Raw genomic sequence first — 18,208 nt, forward strand, 5'->3', positions numbered from 1 at the left:
GAGGGCGGTTCGGTCAATGTCGCCAGCGACGGCTCGTTCACCTATGTGCCGTCGGCCGACTTCAACGGCACCGACACCTTCACCTACACGATCACCGACGACACCGGTCTGACCGACAGCGCCCTGGTGACGGTGACGGTTGTGGACACCGAGGACAAGCTGCTGGTCGGCGACAATGACGACAACATCACCAACCCGGCGGCAACGACAAGCACGATAACCCCGTATGACGGCGTCGATGGAGACAGTCCCAAGCTTCAGGGCGGCAGCGGTAACGACGTCCTACTTGGCGACATCGGCGGCGCCAGCCGCAACCCCGACACGACGACGTTTGAGGACCAACTCACCGTTGTCGTGCTCGATAAATCCGGCAGCATGAACACGGGCAATCGGATCGAGCTCGCCAAAGACGCGGTGATCGAACTATCCCACGATTACGCGACCTATGCCGCCGAAGCCTACCTGGCGGGGCAGAACGTCGAAGTCCGGTTCACGGTGATTCCGTTCGACAACGACGTCGAATCCTCGGGCGGGGCGAGCGATCCGCCGCCATTCACGATCCTAGTCAACACGTCGACGATCGCCAACATGACGGATTTCAACAATCTGTTCACTTCGATTGGCGGCGGCGAATATGAGTTCGACCAGACGACGTTCTCGACCTTCTACACCAACCTCGCCGACGACCCGGGCGGCATTCAACCGAACAATGCCACCGACTACCAAGACGCGCTCAACGCGGCACTCGACGAGTTCCTCACCGCCAACGGCGCGACCACTCCGTTCGATATCCAGCGGCTGGACGAACTCCCAGGCGGGTTCGCCAACAATACGCTGCTATTCATCACCGACGGTCAGCCGACAGAGCAGACAACTACTTTCCGAAACACCGACGATCCGGATCAGTCCGGCGACGCACTGCCAGGTCTCGATCACTGGCGGGGGCTGTGGACGGCGCTAGGTGTCAACGCCCATGGCGTAAATATCGTGCTGTCGGGCGCGTCCGACACCGACTTGATCGACAACACCGGCGGAACGTTGGTCATCGACGATGTTGACGATCTGAGCTCTGTCATCCAGCGGTCGATCCAGCTCGGCGACATCGTCAAGGAAGCCGTCGGTGCGGATATGCTCAACGGCGGCAACGGCGACGACATCATCTTCGGCGACGTCATCAACACCGACGGGCTGGCCCAGTCCACGGTCGAGGGCGACGGCTATGCGGTGCTGTTGCGCCAAGTCGTGGTGGCCAACGGCGGTGACCCCAATACCGATAGCCCGACGGTCGATCAGGTCGTGACCTTCATCAATAGCAACCTCACCACACTGCACCTGGACAACGATCCGCGCGGCGAAGCAGACATGATCGATGCCGGTGCCGGCGACGACAAAGTCTTTGGCCAGGGCGGCGACGACACCATCGTCGGCGGCGATGGCGCCGATGAGCTCGACGGCGGCACCGGCGACGATACGATCACGGCCGACGCGATCCTCGGCAGTGGGGACGGCGAGATCGACATTCTGATCGGCGGCCAGGGATCCGACACCTTGAACGGATCCAACGACTATGAGGACCATTTCATCTGGCGCGCCGGTCATCGCGGGGAGGCTGGTACGACGACGCTCACCAATTCGGGCACGGCGGTCACCAATCCGAGCGCGAACGAAACCGTCCTCTCGGCCACGCTGGCGGCGGGAGCTGTCCATTACTTCTACTTCGAGGTTACCGAAACGACAGCGGTCACCTTCGATGGGAAGAGCAGCGCATTCGATATGGAATTCTTCCTGTTCGAGGACACGGACAACGACGGTGACGTCGAAGCGGCGGAGCCCCTAATCAGCTTCAATGATGACGACGCGGTTTCCGAGGCAACGGGCGTCGACGAATACGGTCAGGACAGCGACGACAGTGCGAGCGGCACCAGCCCAGATCTGGATCCGTTCATCGTGCAGGGCCAATTGGCGCCGGGCAATTATGTACTTGCGGTTGGTGGATTCAATCTCAGTGAATCGGAGGCCCGGGATCAGAACAATCCCGGCAATGGCCAATCCGGCGCCTACGAAGTCACGGTGACCGGTGACAATATCAACCTGACCGGTGGGACCGGATTGAGCGAGACCTTTGTGCCGAATGCGACGGACGATATCGATACACTCACCGGATTCACCCTCGACGACGGCATCGCGCCGGTCGACGTGCTCGATCTCGCGGATCTTCTGGTCGGCGAAAACGGTTTGGACGAAAACGGGCTCGAGGGCGTCTTCCTCAACCTGACCGCCGATGCGAGCGAAACCAGGATCGACGTCGACTTCAATGGCACCGCCGACGATTCGAGCTTCGATACCCAGCTCACAATTGTCCTGGATGGGATCACCGACACCGCCTGGGACAATCTGGGAGCGATGACCGAACTCGAGCGAATACAGTTCCTGTTGGACAATGGGCAGTTGCTTATCGACTAATTGCACCGACGCGAACAGACGCACTCGTTCTTGGGGATTTGTTTGAGGGGGGATGTTCCAAGGGCGTGCGAGGCGGGAGGCGCGGCGACGTGCCTCCCGTTTTTCGTTTGGGGGCAGACGGTAAGGGTACCGGCGCCTTGAACGCGTACGCCCGCGGCCCTAGGTTGCGGGCAAGATGTCGAGCCCAAAGTCAGATGCCCTGCCCCGCCCGGCCCCGTTGTCGGCGGCGCGCCGCATGGATGCGACGCCGGCGGCGATCGCCGAGGGCGCGAGCCTGATCCGCGCCGGCGGGTTGGTCGCCTTCCCGACCGAGACCGTCTATGGTCTCGGCGCCGACGCCGGCAACGACCGTGCGGTGGCGCGCCTGTTCGCGGCCAAGGGCCGGCCGAGATTCAATCCGTTGATCGTTCATGTCGCCGATCGCGCGGCGGCGGCCCGGCTGGTGGAGATAAACGCCATTGCCTGCGCCCTGGTCGAGAAATTCTGGCCGGGGCCGCTGACCCTGGTGCTGCCGCGCTTGCCCACCGCGCCGTTTTCGCTGCTGGCCTGCGCCGGCCTCGACACGGTGGCCGTCCGGGTCCCGGCGCACCCGGTCGCCCAGGCTTTGCTCGCCGCGGCCGGATGTCCGATCGCTGCGCCGAGCGCCAACCGCTCGGGTGCCCTCAGTCCGACCACCGCCGATCATGTCGCCCGCTCCCTCGGTGATGCCGTCGACCTGATCCTCGATGGCGGCGCCTGTCCGGTCGGTCTCGAATCCACCGTCGTCGACCTGAGCGGCACGCGGCCCGCGCTGTTGCGCCCGGGCGGGCTCGACCTCGCCGAGATCGAAACGATAACCGGAGCGCTGGACTCGGTCGCCGAAGATCCCGCGGCACCCAGGTCGCCGGGCCAACTCGCTCGTCACTATGCGCCCGGCAAGCCGATCCGACTCGACGCGACCACCGCGGCCGCCGACGAGGCGCTGATTGCCTTCGGACAGGAGGTGCCGGCCGGTGCGGCGATGACCGTCAATCTCAGCGCCAGCGGCGACCTGACCGAAGCGGCGGCGAACCTGTTCGCCCACCTTCATACGGCCGACGCGGCGCCGGTCGCCGGCATCGCGGTGATGGCGATCCCGGAGCGTGGACTGGGCCGGGCGATCAACGACCGGCTGCGCCGCGCCGCCGAGAGCGTAACGGAGCGGCCATAACGCAACCTTTGCACCGCCCGGGGAATCGCGCGACAATCGCTCGCGCCGGTACTCGGGTTTATTTTTTGAGATTACTTATTCTCTGTAAAGCTCTGTGGTAGCTGGAGAAACTTGAAAATATGGCGATCAGTGCGGCGATCAAAACAGACCTGCCGGAAGGCCTCGCGGCGCGCCTCCACGCCGTTGTCGGGCCGGCCGGATGGGTGACCGACCCCGACGCCCTGGCGCCCCATCTCACCGAGCAGCGCGGCCTCTATGTCGGGCGGACGCCGGTCATGCTCAAGCCGGCATCGACGTCGGAAGTCTCGCAAATCCTGACCCTCTGCAACGACGCCGGCCAGGCGATCGTGCCCCAGGGCGGCAACACGGGCCTGGTCGGCGGCGGCGTGCCCCATGGCGACGGTTGCGAGATCATCCTCAATCTGTCGCGCCTCGACCGCATTCGCGAACTCGACGCGCACAACTTTACGCTCACCGCGGAGGCCGGCTGCATCCTGGCCGATATCCAACGCGCCGCCGACGATGCCGATCGATACTTCCCGCTCAGCCTCGGCGCCGAGGGCAGCTGCGAGATCGGCGGCAATTTGTCGACCAATGCCGGCGGCACCAATGTGGTGCGTTACGGCAATGCGCGCGACCTCGCGCTGGGTCTCGAGGTTGTCCTTGCCGACGGGACGGTCTGGAACGGGCTCAACAAGTTGCGCAAGGACAATACCGGGTACGACCTGAAGCACTTGTTCATCGGCGCCGAGGGCACGCTCGGCGTCATTACGGCGGCGGTGCTGAAGCTCTACCCGAAGCCGCGCGAAATGGTCACCGCGTTCGTCGCCGTCCGCGATCTGCCCGGCGTGATCGAATTGCTGGCCCGGATGCGTTCGGCAAGCGGCGACGCGGTCAGCACCTTCGAGTATCTGTCGCGCGTCGGAATCGATATCGCGATGAAATACGTTCCCGCCACGATCGACCCGCTGGAGCGTTCCTACGAACATTGCGTGCTGGTCGAACTGTCTTCGGCCGCCGACGGCGGCGGCGTCCAACGGTTGGCTGAAAGTTTGCTCGCCGCGGCGATCGACGACGGGCTGATCCTCGACGGCACCATCGCCCAGAGCGACACCCAGGCGCGGGCCCTGTGGCACCTGCGCGACGCCGTGCCGGAAGGGCAAAAAATGGATGGCGGCAGCATCAAGCACGACGTCTCGGTGCCGGTGTCGCGGGTGGCTGACTTCATCGCCACCGCCACCGCCGCCTGCCTTGCCGAGATGCCGGGATGCCGCCCGATCCCGTTCGGCCATGTCGGCGACGGCAACATTCATTTCAACGTCAACCAGCCGGAAGGCATGGACAAGGCCGGTTTCCTCGCCCAATGGGCCCGCTTCAATCGCATCGTCCACGACATCGTCCGCGACATGGACGGCAGTATCAGCGCCGAACACGGCATCGGGCAACTCAAGCGTGCCGAACTGCGGCACTATGCCGTGCCGGAGAAACTTGACTTGATGGCCAAGGTGAAGGGACTTTTGGATCCCAACAACATTCTCAACCCGGACAAGGTCCTCTAGCACACCGCGGGACGACAGGAATACGCCATGACCTACAGCGCACCGATCAGGGACATGAAATTCGTCATCCACGACGTCGTCGGCCTGTCGCGGGTCGCCGAACTGCCGGGATGCGAAGAGGTGAGCGGCGATCTGGTCGACGCCATTCTCGACGAAGCAGCCAAGTTCTCGAGCGGCGTGCTGGCACCGCTCAACCGGACCGGCGACACGCAGGGCTCGCGCCTCGAGAACGGTGTGGTGCGCACGCCGGAGGGTTTCAAGGACGCCTACCGCCAGTTCGTCGACGGCGGCTGGAACGGTGTCCCATTCTCGCCCGATTATGGCGGCCAGGATTTACCGTGGCTGGTCGCGATCCCCGTAGCGGAAATGTGGAATTCCGCCAACATGGCATTCAGCCTGTGCCCGCTTCTCAATCACGGCGCGACCGAGTTGCTGTCCGCGCACGGGTCGGAGCCGCAAAAGGCCATCTACCTGCACAAGATGGTCTCCGGCGAGTGGACCGGTACGATGAACCTGACCGAGCCGCAGTCGGGCACCGATCTCGGCACGTTGAAGACCCGTGCGGTTCCGAATGGCGACCACTATCTGATCAGTGGCCAGAAGATTTTCATCACCTATGGCGATCATGACATGGCCGAGAACGTGATCCATATGGTGCTGGCGCGGACCCCCGACGCACCTGCCGGCACCAAAGGTATATCGCTCTTCATCGTACCCAAATTCCTCGTCGGCCCGGACGGAGAGCTGAGAGACCGCAATGACCTCCGATGCATCTCGCTCGAACACAAGCTCGGCATCGCCGCGAGCCCGACGGCGGTCATGTCCTACGGCGACGACGGCGGCGCGATCGGCTACCTGATCGGCGAAGAAGGCCGCGGCCTCGAGTACATGTTCACGATGATGAACACCGAGCGCCTGGGTGTCGGTTTACAGGGCCTGGCGATCAGCGAATCCGCGTACCAGCAGGCATTGGCCTATGGCCGCGAACGGGTCCAAAGCCGGCCGGTCGACGGGTCCAGCGCGACGCCGGTGACGATCATCCATCATCCCGACGTACGCCGCATGCTGATGGACATGAAGGCCCATGTCGAGGCCATGCGCGGTCTGGCCTATGAGGTCGCGGCGGCGCTCGATCGCGCCAACCGCCACCCCGATCCGGAACAGCGCCGCGAGGCCCAATCCTTCGTCGATCTCATGATCCCAATCGTCAAGGCATGGTTCACCGATCTCGGCGTCGAACTGGCCTCGACCAACATCCAAATTCACGGCGGCATGGGCTTTATCGAAGAAACCGGCGCCGCCCAGCATTATCGCGACATCCGCATTGGTCCGATCTACGAGGGCACCAACGGCATTCAGGCCAACGACCTGCTCGGCCGCAAGGTCGTCCGCGACGGCGGCGACGCGGCCCGTCATTTCCTCGGGCGCGTCACGTCGCTTGCCGACACCCTCGCGACCTCCGCCGATGCCAACCTATCCGCCTTGGGAACGCGCCTCTCGACCGCGGTCGGCGATCTCGATCGGGCCGTGACCTCGGTCCTCGAGACTTTCTCGGCCGACCCCAATCGCGCAGCGGCCGGCGCGGTACCGTTTCTAAGACTGTTCGGCATCGTTGCCGGCGGCTGGATGATGGGCCGCATGGCCGAGACCGCTCAACGCACATTGGGTGCGGCCAACGGCGACGGCGCCTTTCTCGAAGGCAAGCTGATAACCGCGCGGTATTATGCGGAATACGTGCTGCCGCACACGACAAGCCTGGCGGCGATCGTGGATACCGGCGGCGGGTCGGTGATGGCCCTCGCCGACGAGCAATTCTAGAGCGCTAGGCCTCGTTGCCTGACGGCAACGCCGACAGATCGGCAATAATCGCGTCGATCAATTTGGCGGCGGCGGGCGATTCGGCGCCGGCGCGGCGGTGGACCGCGATGTCGATCGTGCCCAATTGCGGCAAGTTCGAATCCGCGTCCGCAACCATCAAGCCACCATCGAGCGTACTCCGCGGCAATACGGTCATCGCCATACCGGCGCGCACGCCGGCCAGGACGCCGGCCGGCCCTTCGCTACGGAACGCCAGGCGCCAAGCCAGGCCGGCGCCGTCGAGCGCGGCAAGACCGGCGGCGCGGAACGCACATCCTCGCGGCATAAAGGCCAGCGGCAGCGGATCCTGCTGGTCGATCCGATAACCGCGAGCCATCGCCCAAACCAAGGACTCGCGCCGTACAATATCGCCGTCGTGGCGCTCCGGTTGTCGGGTGACCAAGGCGAAATCGATTTCGCCGCGATCGAGCGCACGCAACAGCAATCGGCTGCTCTTGCAATGAACCTCGAGCTCGACCCGAGGATTGTTTTGGGCGTAGAGCGAGAGCACGCGCGGCAAGTAGTTGTAGGCATAGGTGTCGGTGGTGCCGATACGAACGGCGCCGGAGACACCGCCGCGCCCGAAGCGTGCCAGCGCCTCGTCATTGAGGGCGAGCATGCGCCGCGCATGCCCCGCCAAGGTCTCGCCGGCGTCGGTCAGGCCGACCGATCGCCCGCGCCCGCGTTCGAGCAGGACCGTGCCGGTGATCTCTTCCAATTTGCGGACTTGCGTACTGACCGCCGACTGAACACGGTTGAGGTGCCGTGCGGCCTTGGTGAATCCGCCGGTATCGACCACGGCAAGGAATCCGCGCAACAGGTCGAGATCCAGATCGCGAGTCATCAAAAATCTCATTTTTAGATTATATCGATCAGATAAATTTGTTTTCATGATAACTTGTGCGGCTCTATTGTCAAGCGTCGAATCGAACAACGGCGATGGATGCGGCATGGGCAATACATCCGATACGGCCCGCGGCACGATAGAGATGGTTGTGGCGATGACGATCGCCGGTACCATCGGTATTTTCGTCGTCGAATCCGGCCTCCCGCCCCTCGTCGTGGTGTTCTACCGCTGTCTGTTCGGTGCCGCCGCGTTGGGCCTCTATTGCCTGTTTCAGGGCTCGTTCAAGATACGGGGGACGCGGCCACGAACCGTGGCGCTGGTCGCCCTCGGCGGCGTGTTCCTGGTGTCCAACTGGGTGTTGTTGTTCGAGGCCTTCCGGCTGACGTCGATCTCGATCGCCACCATCGTCTATCACGTCAATCCGTTCATCATCCTGTTCCTGGGAATGCTTGCGTTCGGCGAATCGGTACAGCGACGCAAGATGATGTGGACCGTGGCCGCCTTTGCCGGCCTGGTCATGGTCATCGGGCTGCCGGTCGGGTACGCCGGCGACTACCCCCTCGGCATAGCCCTCGCGCTGCTGGCGACGGCGCTCTATTCGTGCACCATCGTCTTCGCCAAATGGCTGCCGGGACTGGCGCCGGAATTGATCGCGTTCCTGCAGGTGGCCCTGGGCGCCGTGCTGCTATTGCCGATCGCCAGGCCCTGGGAGGTGCCGGCGTCTGGTGGTCATTGGCCCTATCTGGTCACGCTCGGCATCGTTCATACCGGGCTCATGTATGCGCTGCTCTACGCGGCGTTTCAGAGACTATCGATGCCGCTGATCGCGATCCTGTCGTTCGTCTTTCCTGTCGTCGCGGTCATCCTCGACGGTGTGGTCTATGATCATCGACTGGGATTCCTGCAATGGGTAGGCGTCGCAATCATTGCCGTGGCGACGATCGCCGTCAGACTGGACTGGAAATTATTGCCGCGGCGCGGGAGGGCTTTGTCATGACGATACCGGGCGGCTGCCATTGCGGCGCGATCGAGATCCGTTATTCGACGTCCATCGATCCATCACGGGCGGACATTCGCGCCTGCCAATGCACGTTCTGCCGAAAGCACAACGCACGGGCCGTTTCCGACCCCAATGGCGAGGCGCTGTTTATCGTCCACGACAGGCCGTCCTTGCGGCGCTACGCCTTCGCGCTCCGTACCGCCGAGTTTCTCACCTGCGGCCGTTGCGGCGTTTACCTGGGCGCCATCATGACGGACGACCACGGTGCCTATGCGACGCTGAATATCAATGCCTTCGCCGATCCCGGCCGCTTCACGCAACCGCCACGACCGGTCGCGTTCGACGCGGAGACCGAGAGCACGCGTCGCAGCCGGCGGCGTGATCATTGGACGCCGGCGCGCATCGAGTTTCGCGGACGGTAAAATGGAGGTCCGAATTAACAATGAACATTTTATCAATTAGATACAATGGATTGTGATATAATAATTCATGTTTTAGATAAATATATTGGGTAAGAAAATTTTTGTATTTTTTTGCTTTAGTGTGCGTTCCGTCACATTCAAGGCGGCAGGACTGTGAGAAAGTCACAGTCAGCTTCCATACTCCCTACGCTCTAAATCTGATGGGCGGCCGCGAAATTCGCGGCCGCCCTTTTCTTTCACCCACCATCTTCACCGGCCGGCTCCAGGTGCTTGCGCAGCTCGGTCTTGACGACCTTGCCGTAATTGTTCTTCGGCAGGTCGTCGACGAAGCGGTAGGACTTCGGTCGCTTGAAACGCGCGATATTGTCGAGGCAGAGCCGGTCGAGCGCCGCCTCTGTCACCTCCTCGCCCGGCCGCGCAACGACGAAGGCGACGACATCCTCGCCCCATTCCGGATGGGGCCGGCCGACGACGGAGGCTTCGAGCACGCCCGGGTGCAGCAGCAGCGCCTCCTCGACCTCGCGCGGGTAGATGTTCGAGCCGCCGGAAATGATGACATCCTTCGAGCGGTCCTTGAGGGTCAGGAAGCCGTCCCCATCGAACGACCCCATGTCGCCGGTATATAGCCAGCCGTCACGCAGCGCGTTCCGGGTCGCCTCGGGATTTCGCCAGTATCCTTTCATCACCACATCGCCACGGACGATGATCTCGCCGACCTCGTCAGGCGGCAGCGGGCGGTCCTCGGGATCAACGACACGGACCTCGACGTCGGTGCGCTCGACGCCGACCGAGGCCAAACGATGCATGTATCGCGGGTGGTCGCGGTCGAGATGCGCCTCGAGCGACAAATAGGTGATCGTCATCGGTGATTCGCCCTGGCCATAGATCTGGATCAGCTTGGGCCCGAAGCACGCGAGCGCCTTCACCGTATCGGCCGCGTACATCGGACCGCCGCCATAGATGATCGATTTGAGATTGGCGAAATCCGCGTTCGCGGCGACGGCGCTGTTCATCAATCGAACGACCATCGTCGGGGCGAAGAAGAATGTCGCGCCCGGGTACCCGTCGATGAGGTCGACGATCTCGGCGGGTTCGAAACCGCCGCTCTCCGGTGCCACTTGAACCGCACCCCGGGCGACATGGGGCAGGCTGTAGATCCCCGACCCGTGCGACTTGGGGGCGGCGTGAATGATGGCGTCCCGGTCGGCGATGCGGTCGAGATCGGCCAAATAGCTCAACGTCATCATATGGAGGTTGCGATGGCTCAGGATCGCGCCCTTCGGCCGCCCGGTGGTCCCGCTGGTATAGAACAGCCAGGCCGCGTCATCGGGGGCCACCGCGGCCGTCGTTACGGTTTCGCCGGCCACGAATTGCCGGTATTCGGAATCGTCGACCGATACCATCGCCTCCAAGCCGGCGACCGTCTCCACCAGCGGCGAAATCGCGTCTGCCAACTTGGCGGTAACGAAACAGAGGCGTGCGCCGGAATGATCGAGGATGTATTCGAATTCGCGCGGATGAAGCTTGGCATTGATCGGCACGGCGACCAGGCCGGCATGCCAGGCCGCGAACATGACCTCCAGGTATTGCGGGCAGTTGGCCATAACCAGGGCCACCCGATCGCCCGGATCGAGGCTGAATTTATGGCGCAGCGCATAGGCCAGGGCGGCGACATGCGCACCATACTCGCCGTAATTGGCCAGCACCGTCCGACCCAGTGCCAAGGCCGGTCGCTCGGGCGATCGGCGCGCCGTTCGGTGCAAGAGTTCTGCAATGTTCATGCGGCTTCCGCGTTTTGCGCTGACATTATCGGGAGAGTCTAGTCATGCGCCGTGTCGAAGCAAGCGGCGGCGACGCCATGCACGCCGGACCAGGTGCTCCGCGGTACGCTCGGCGCCGTTCAGAAACCGATCAATCGGCTGCTTTCCGATCCCGGTACAATCGTGTAGTCATGCCGCTGACCGGGAGGCGACAGGCATGACCTACGCAATACTCAAGCAACGTCTCGATCGCGGCGGGGTGGCGATTCTCGACGGCGGCATCGGCACCGAGTTGCAGCGCCGGGGGGCGCCGATGAACCATGACGCGTGGTGCGGTATCGCCACGTTGACCCATACCGCGATGCTCGAAGCGGTCCATCTCGATTACATCTCGGCCGGCGCCGAAATCATTACCGCCAATACGTTCGCGTCGTCGCGGATCATGCTGGAAGCGGCGGGCTGCGGCGATCGGGTTGCCGAGATCAACCGGATTGCGGTCGAGACCGCCTTGTCGGCGCGAGAGAAAGCGAACGCGGGCCATGTCGCCGTGGCGGGGTCGCTGTCCCACATGGTCCCGGTCATCGCCGGCACCGACGACTACGATCCGAGCGCCGTGCCCGACCGGGCCCGGATGGCTGACGCTTTCGAAGAGCTGGCGGGGATCCTGTCCGGGTCCGGTTGTGAGCTGATCATTCTGGAAATGATGTACGTTCCCGATCGTATCGAGGCCGCGCTGGCGGCGGCACGAACGACGTCGCTGCCGGTGTGGGCTGGGCTTTCCGCGCGGCGCGGCGACAACGGCGCCATCCTCGGATTCTCGCCCCACGACGATACGCCGTTCGACGACTTCGCTCGAATCGTCGCAGAGGCCGAGCTCGATGCGGCCGGCGTTATGCATTGCCCGTCGAATATTGTCGCCGAGGCAAATCAGATCCTGAGCCGGCGGTTCAACGGTCCGCTGATGGCTTATCCCGATTCGGGTTTTTTCAAAATGCCCGACTGGCAATTCGAGCATATCATCACGCCCGCCGATTTCGCCGCCTACGCGGCTGAATGGGTCGACCAGGGCACGCAGATCGTCGGCGGTTGCTGCGGCTTGTCACCGGAGCACATCGCGGCGATGTCCCATCTGTCACGCGATGGGATGGCGTGATTTCACCCGAAACGACGGCGGCCTCTCACGACGATACTGCTGACCCGGCGCGGCCGTCGCGGTAAGTCCCGCTACGGCCGCGCGCCGCCCTCGCCATAGGGGTTCGAGATCGCGCGATCGAAACACTCGGCGTAGCCGGCGTCCCAGCCTTCCTTGTACTCGGCGTTGGCCCCGTACAGCAGCTCGTCGCGCGACACCGCCCAATGGTTCGTCCGGCCCCCGTCCTCGTAACCGTTCTGGCAGCCGTTGGTATATCCGCCGCCGAATTCGGCGGTGCTGCCCGGCGGCGCGTAGGTGCCGCAGGCGGCGAGGAGGCCCGTCATCACGACCATGGGGATAATCCGATACATGACCGACTCCTGTGTCGTTGCTGTTTCCGATAGGTGGGGCCAAACCGGCCAAATTGAAGGCCGCCTCGCGACAATGTGAAACGACGATCGCCGCGGCGCCGCGCCGGGCGGGGCGATTCCTTTTGACCTTCGGCGATGGAAGGCAAATCATGGGGTATCAAGGGCTCGGACGAACAAACGGGCCGATTTTTGATTTCGGGGAGAATACGATGAAGAGGATGTTAGCAGCTCTCGCTCTGGGCGTCATGCTGGCGCCGCAATCGGCGCCGGCGGCGACGGTTTTCGTGACCATGTACGAAGTCAACCAAGGCGGCGTCGGCGATATCGTCGGGTTCTTGAATTTCCAGGATACCGTCAACGGCCTGCGGATCGTGCCCAATTTGCGCGGTCTGAGCGAAGGCCAGCACGGCACGCACGTGCATCAGAACCCGGACTGCGGGGTCGCCGAAAAGGGCGACGGCACGATAGTGCCCGGCGGGGCGGCCGGGAGCCATTTCGACCCGCAGCAGACCGGCGCCCATCTCGGCCCCAACCGGGACGGGCATCTCGGCGACTTGCCGGTGCTCTATGTCGGTGCCGACGGCACCGCGAGCCGGGTGATGCGGGCGCCGCGCCTGACCACCGCCGATCTGGTCGGCCGCGCCATCGTCATTCATTCCGGCGGCGACAATTATTCGGACATTCCGAAACCGCTCGGCGGTGGCGGTTCCCGCGTCGCCTGCGGCGTGGTCGGGCAGTAGGCCGTAGTCTGGAGCGAGAGGGATCGGCGCCGTCGGGCCGGTCTTCGTCGAGACGGGTTACGCGGTTTTTCTATTGCGTGATTGGCACGACCAAAAGACGTCGAGATAGAGGTGCGCTTGACAAAGAACTTGACGGTGCTCGGAGCCGATACCTATGGCGATAGTGATATCGCCGATTTCTATGACGGCCTGGAGTATGCCGGGACCTACCTACTCGCTTTTCGGGACCTACCAGACATCGTCGCCCGCCTTGTAACGGGCAAGTCGGCCCTCGATTTTGCCTGTGGATGTGGTCGTTCAACCCGATTTTTGAAGTCGCTCGGGTTTGACACAATCGGTGTCGACATATCTCAGGCCATGTTGACAAATGCATTGCGGCATGACCCCGAAGGAGAATATTTGCTTGTCGGCGACGCAGATCTCAGCTGCCTGTCGGGCCGTTCCTTCGATCTCATCCTCAGCGCTTTTCCCTTGGCCAGCGCGACGACGTCGATCGAGATACAGGCAATACTGACCGAATTGAGGAATTTGCTAGCGCCCAATGGCCGCCTCATTGTCATCGAACCCACCGAAGCCCTTTACCTGCACGAGTGGGTGTCTTTCTCAATGGCGGCCTTTCCCGAGAATGCGAATGCCAAAAGCGGCGATCCCGTGCCGGCCTACTATCGCGATCACATGGTCCAGCCAGTCATCGACATCTTGTGGAAAGACGAAGACTATCGGCGTAATTTCGAAGCGGTGGGTCTACAACCTCTGGAAATTCACCGGCCGCTTGCCCATGACGACGACCCGGGCCCTTGGATAAGTGAACGACAGATACCACCGTGGGTTGTTTATGTCCTTTCCGTATCCGGGGCTGTTGGCGGCAGCAAGGTAGCGGACTAATCCCAGTCGGTGTGCGGGACATTCTACCCGGGTGACGTCCCAGCGGGCGCTGACTCTAGAGCGCCGCTCGACGCACAGGTGCCGCCGCGCTAATCCTGGCGGATATATACGGAGCGCGCGGCGATCGAGTTAACCGCGTTGACCTCAAGATAAACGCAGTTCATCTCAACCGGCGACACCAAGGTGCAGGTTGTTGTTCCATCATTGTCGACCATGAACACACGAGTGTTATCAAAGTCCAACACCCCAGAAATTGGCTCAGATGTTCTCGCCGATGTCTTCATTCCGGAAAAGCCGTGGCCCTCTTGACGATCTATAATGACCGTCAAGTCGAATTCGAACGCCCCTGTCTTTTGTGGTCCGGCATCGATGTCTTGGGGCGCAGATCCCAAACTCTTTTGCAGTTTGACTCCTTCAACCTTCACCATCCAAGTCACCGTCAAATCCGGACCCTCCGAAGCAAACGATTGGGTCACCTGCGCGACCAGGACGACGACGGAAACAAAAATAAATCTCAGCATAATGTTCTCCTCGCTCAGCCGCTCATTTCCTTGCACCGGGTCCCTGATCACATCGGCAGCAAGTGTGGAAGCAAGCCGGCATGCCAATGTCTTTCTCCCTCTGCCAAGAGACTAATCTGCGGAGCGAGCGGAATTCATGCCTCCTACGTCCGGTGAAAATGACCGGACTTATCGCGAAACTGAAATACCTCGGATGACGTTGAAAGTTTCGCTGTCAATCGTGACGGATCGTCCACGACCGTGATGTTCAGCGATGATAATTATTGCCAGCGTTGCCGATCAGACCTGCGGTCGGCACACGAACCGACACAGGGCACGGGGATTGGAAATGCGAACCGGTTAATGCAGGTAGAAAATGGTGCCCAGGGACAGGGCGCCAGAATGCAATAGTTTCAAAAGTTTAGACAAGAGTGGGACAGCCTGCAGTCCCATAGTTTCCCATAGTTTTCCGAAGCGACTGTCCCACCACGGCGTCGCTCAGAGTTCGGGAACATCACCGGTAGCCGGATCGCATCTGACATTTCCGATCCGGCTATCCGACAGATGGCGCTTCGAATTTGACCCGCTGCAATGGATCCTAGCGGTCCCCAAGGGCCGCAGGACGACCAAGACGTCTGGTTGGCGAGGACGCTCCTTCTGTACCACACGGACCGTTCCAAAACGCGAGATACGGCGTCTCGTCGGCGACCTTGATCCAGACATCGAGGCGGTTGTCGATCGCCTCCCAGAGGTTCACCCGCCTTATGGGCCGGGATACCGATGATCGGGCGCGACAAACCGCTGTCGTTCCACTGGCGGGCAGTTGACGAGACTTGGATAGACGATCTCGATTTGCCCGAACCCCGTTCCCGCAATCATGATGCGGCACGTCGCGCCATTATTCTTGATGCAGCCCTGACCGGGATCGGCGAGCCGGATCGTTGGATCAGTTATTCCCGCCGCAATGATTGGTGGGCCAAGGGAAAGCGTTACAGAGGGTCAGCCTTCACCCGAGTGACGGTTCCCTCTGCCATTGATGAACTGGCAGGCATAGGGTTGCTTCATAGCCAAGTTGCGGTCCCGGGGTCTCGCGGCCAACAATCTCGTCTTCGCGCGACATCGCAGCTGTTGGAGGCCGCTCGACCCGGCCTGGTCGTCCCACCGGGTAGAGCACCGACAGTGATCTATAATCCTGGTGAGGTGATCCGTCTGAAGGATTCTGACGGTAGCCTAATCGACTATGACGACACGCGTCGTTCCGAAGCCATGCGGCGTGAGATGCGTGCAATCAACGAGACCCTTCGGTCCGCTGACATAGACCTACCGGTGGGAGATGCATCCCGTGCAGGTCCTTTACTGCGCGTTGGAGATGCAAGGCTGAATCAGGCTGTCGATTTGATGCACCGGATTTTCAGCCGCCGTTCTTTCGCCTTTCACGGACGACTTTATGGCCCGTGGTGGCAAGGGGTACCTAGAACGCTGAGGCAGTGTTTGACAATTAACGGCGAGTCCACAGTCGAGCTTGACTATGGCGCGCAGCACCTTCGGATGCTCTATGCCCTAGCGGGCGTGACGCTGGGAGGCGAAGATCCCTACTTGATCGGAGATTGGCCAAGGGATTTGGTGAAACGAGCGGTGATGGCGCTAATCAACGCTCGTAACGAATACGAGGCGGTTGCGGTGATTTGCGACCACCGAGACGGTTCCGTCGCTCTGACAGGGCCTGGGGCACATGCGCGAGCGCGGAAACTCATCGCGGACATAATGCGCCGTCATGCACCCGTTGCATACCGCTTCCATAAGGACCAGGGCATTCTCCTGATGAGAGAGGACTCAGAGTTGGTTACATCGATCTTGCGGTCAATGCGACGTCGCGGAGTGGTTGTCTTGCCGATTCACGACAGCTTCATAACCGATGAGCGGTACGCCGGTTATTTGAGGGAGGAAATGGAGGCCGCATGGCATGACCAGATTGGTTCGGAAAACCCTGTGATTTCAATGACTAATTACGAATCCGTCCCACATATGGCCCCGGGGTTGGTTGTGGTGGTGTCTGTCGGTGGTTCCGATCTCTTCGGTGGGCGTCCCGTCCCCAAGCATCTTGGGTCGTGGTCTTCGGGAATTGCTCCGTTAGATGTGCGGCGGTTCTTGCGTGACGAGATGCGGGGTCGGCGTGTGCTTGGTGCCGACTTGGCTCGGGAATTACGGATTTCGAGGCCTCAGCTCGTAAATATATTGCAGGGCCGTTTCGGTACGACGCCCCGCGTCGCCGATGCTTTGAAATCTTGGGCGCTTGAAAATCGATGACCGGTGGTTTTGTCATGCTTTCGTTCGCCGACTGTCGATCAATCAGCCACTTGCTGCATCAGGCCGCCAAGGCCTTCTATGGGGGCCATCGATGAAATTGCGTGGCAGGCGCAAAAAACATCTTCGGCTAGTATCGGGGGCAACGCCAAAGCCGAGCCGCTGGCGCAGGAAAAATTCTCAACGGGACTCGAAGCCCAAGCGAATGTTCGCCGGCTCCCCCGCGTCATTTCTCTTCGTTTGGGCCGGCATCTCTGCCCTGATCGGAATCCTGATTTGGAATAATTATGGAAGCGAAGGATTCCTTTGGGACACGGACGTTATCACGGGCACGGTCACGCACGTCCGCGACGGCGACACGATCGAGGTAGACGGCGTTCCAATCCGATTTGAGGGCGTGGCTGCGCCGGAGCTCAAAGAACGATACGGCCGCGAATCAAAGTATTTCATGGTGGATCTGGTGAGCGGCAAGGAAGTGCGTTGCGAGCTTACCGGCGAGCGCAGCTATGACCGTTACATCGGCAACTGCTTCCCCGATGGTGAGGATATTGGCGCGTTGACTATCGCTGCAGGATTGGCGCGTGATTGTCCTAGATTTTCTGGCGGCAGATACGAAGAGCTAGAAATCCCAGCTTAAAACGTCTGCCCTTTCCGGGCTATTGCCGATGATGGGGAGACACAAGGGGTATGTCACATGGACATAATTGCCGCTGCCCGCGCCCAGCTTCACGAAGCCAACCGTTTTCTCGAATCTGTCCCGCCCAATTGCCGCCGGCATGTAAAGCCGGCGCTTGAGCACGTAGAGCTTGCAATCGAGCAATTGACAGAGGTTACGAATCCAACTGAGACATCGGAGTAGATCGTGCTCAACAATCGCGAGTGCTAATGTTTTCGGCTAACATTTTCTGTCACGCGTCGTTGCTGGCCCCACGGGAGGATCTCGTTGAATGATTGTCCTGCGATTGCGAGCTATGCCCGAAAGTTGGTGACGGCGTGGTCAGGCGGCGGTTTGGATTTGCTTGATACCGTCCTTGAATGTCACTCCTTGGATGACCTCGTCGAGGTGGTTTGATCCATCGAGCCTGCGCCATTTCTTCCTGGCGCTCAACAGCAGTTTGAAGACCATGGCGAGCGCGGTCTTGCGACTGAGGCAGCCCTTGGTCTTGGTGGTCCTGAGCC

16 protein-coding genes are annotated in these 18,208 nt (G+C 61.6%); 11 read left to right on the top strand and 5 right to left on the bottom strand.

What is annotated here, in order from left to right; genetic code table 11:
* The 4 genes from GY791_02245 to GY791_02260 all read left to right on the top strand — a co-directional run.
* A partial coding sequence (locus GY791_02245) for a type I secretion C-terminal target domain-containing protein (GenBank protein MCP4327244.1) occupies positions 1-2,463 on the top strand: 2,463 nt, incomplete at its 5' end.
* A 175-nt stretch (positions 2,464-2,638) separates the two neighbouring features.
* Positions 2,639-3,652 carry a threonylcarbamoyl-AMP synthase gene (locus GY791_02250; protein MCP4327245.1) on the top strand — a complete coding sequence of 338 codons (1,014 nt, stop codon included), beginning with the start codon at positions 2,639-2,641 and terminating at the stop codon, positions 3,650-3,652.
* 119 nt (positions 3,653-3,771) lie between these two features.
* The gene (locus GY791_02255) at positions 3,772-5,211 is read left to right on the top strand and encodes an FAD-binding oxidoreductase (protein ID MCP4327246.1); all 1,440 of its coding nucleotides are present in this window, start codon (positions 3,772-3,774) and stop codon (positions 5,209-5,211) included.
* 27 nt (positions 5,212-5,238) lie between these two features.
* Positions 5,239-7,029: an acyl-CoA dehydrogenase gene (locus GY791_02260; protein ID MCP4327247.1), complete on the top strand. Its 1,791-nt coding sequence runs from the start codon at positions 5,239-5,241 to the stop codon at positions 7,027-7,029.
* Positions 7,030-7,033: 4 nt separating this feature from the next.
* Here the strand turns inward: GY791_02260 and GY791_02265 are convergent, their stop codons facing one another.
* Complete coding sequence (locus GY791_02265; GenBank protein ID MCP4327248.1) at positions 7,034-7,912, bottom strand: LysR family transcriptional regulator; 879 nt, start codon at positions 7,910-7,912, stop codon at positions 7,034-7,036.
* 106 nt (positions 7,913-8,018) lie between these two features.
* Between GY791_02265 and GY791_02270 the strand changes: the two genes are divergently transcribed.
* Positions 8,019-8,912, top strand: a complete 894-nt coding sequence (locus tag GY791_02270; GenBank protein ID MCP4327249.1) for a DMT family transporter — start codon at positions 8,019-8,021, stop codon at positions 8,910-8,912.
* A complete protein-coding gene (locus tag GY791_02275; GenBank protein MCP4327250.1) occupies positions 8,909-9,337 on the top strand; it encodes a hypothetical protein in 429 nt (142 codons plus the stop codon). The genes GY791_02270 and GY791_02275 overlap by 4 nt, the downstream gene beginning before the upstream one ends.
* 236 nt (positions 9,338-9,573) lie before the next feature.
* Here the strand turns inward: GY791_02275 and GY791_02280 are convergent, their stop codons facing one another.
* Positions 9,574-11,118 carry a long-chain fatty acid--CoA ligase gene (locus tag GY791_02280; protein ID MCP4327251.1) on the bottom strand — a complete coding sequence of 515 codons (1,545 nt, stop codon included), beginning with the start codon at positions 11,116-11,118 and terminating at the stop codon, positions 9,574-9,576.
* Between the two features lie 196 nt (positions 11,119-11,314).
* On the opposite strand from GY791_02280, the gene GY791_02285 reads away from it, so the two are divergent.
* Positions 11,315-12,250, top strand: coding sequence for a homocysteine S-methyltransferase family protein (locus GY791_02285; protein ID MCP4327252.1), 936 nt, complete (start codon positions 11,315-11,317; stop codon positions 12,248-12,250).
* A gap of 71 nt (positions 12,251-12,321) precedes the next feature.
* Here the strand turns inward: GY791_02285 and GY791_02290 are convergent, their stop codons facing one another.
* Positions 12,322-12,600: a hypothetical protein gene (locus GY791_02290; protein MCP4327253.1), complete on the bottom strand. Its 279-nt coding sequence runs from the start codon at positions 12,598-12,600 to the stop codon at positions 12,322-12,324.
* A 209-nt stretch (positions 12,601-12,809) separates the two neighbouring features.
* On the opposite strand from GY791_02290, the gene GY791_02295 reads away from it, so the two are divergent.
* Together GY791_02295 and GY791_02300 are read left to right on the top strand one after the other, a co-directional pair.
* A complete protein-coding gene (locus GY791_02295) occupies positions 12,810-13,340 on the top strand; it encodes a superoxide dismutase family protein (protein ID MCP4327254.1) in 531 nt (176 codons plus the stop codon).
* 81 nt (positions 13,341-13,421) lie between these two features.
* On the top strand, positions 13,422-14,225 hold the full coding sequence (locus tag GY791_02300) for a class I SAM-dependent methyltransferase (protein ID MCP4327255.1): 804 nt from the start codon (positions 13,422-13,424) through the stop codon (positions 14,223-14,225).
* A gap of 89 nt (positions 14,226-14,314) precedes the next feature.
* Here the strand turns inward: GY791_02300 and GY791_02305 are convergent, their stop codons facing one another.
* On the bottom strand, positions 14,315-14,833 hold the full coding sequence (locus GY791_02305) for a hypothetical protein (protein ID MCP4327256.1): 519 nt from the start codon (positions 14,831-14,833) through the stop codon (positions 14,315-14,317).
* A gap of 672 nt (positions 14,834-15,505) precedes the next feature.
* Between GY791_02305 and GY791_02310 the strand changes: the two genes are divergently transcribed.
* Together GY791_02310 and GY791_02315 are read left to right on the top strand one after the other, a co-directional pair.
* Complete coding sequence (locus GY791_02310; GenBank protein MCP4327257.1) at positions 15,506-17,032, top strand: hypothetical protein; 1,527 nt, start codon at positions 15,506-15,508, stop codon at positions 17,030-17,032.
* Between the two features lie 202 nt (positions 17,033-17,234).
* Positions 17,235-17,666, top strand: coding sequence for a thermonuclease family protein (locus GY791_02315; protein MCP4327258.1), 432 nt, complete (start codon positions 17,235-17,237; stop codon positions 17,664-17,666).
* Between the two features lie 360 nt (positions 17,667-18,026).
* Here the strand turns inward: GY791_02315 and GY791_02320 are convergent.
* Positions 18,027-18,208, bottom strand: a 182-nt coding sequence (locus tag GY791_02320) for an IS256 family transposase (GenBank protein MCP4327259.1), incomplete at its 5' end; no start/stop codon positions are given.

The sequence above is a fragment of the Alphaproteobacteria bacterium genome (assembly GCA_024244705.1).
GTDB lineage: Bacteria > Pseudomonadota > Alphaproteobacteria > JAAEOK01 > JAAEOK01 > JAAEOK01.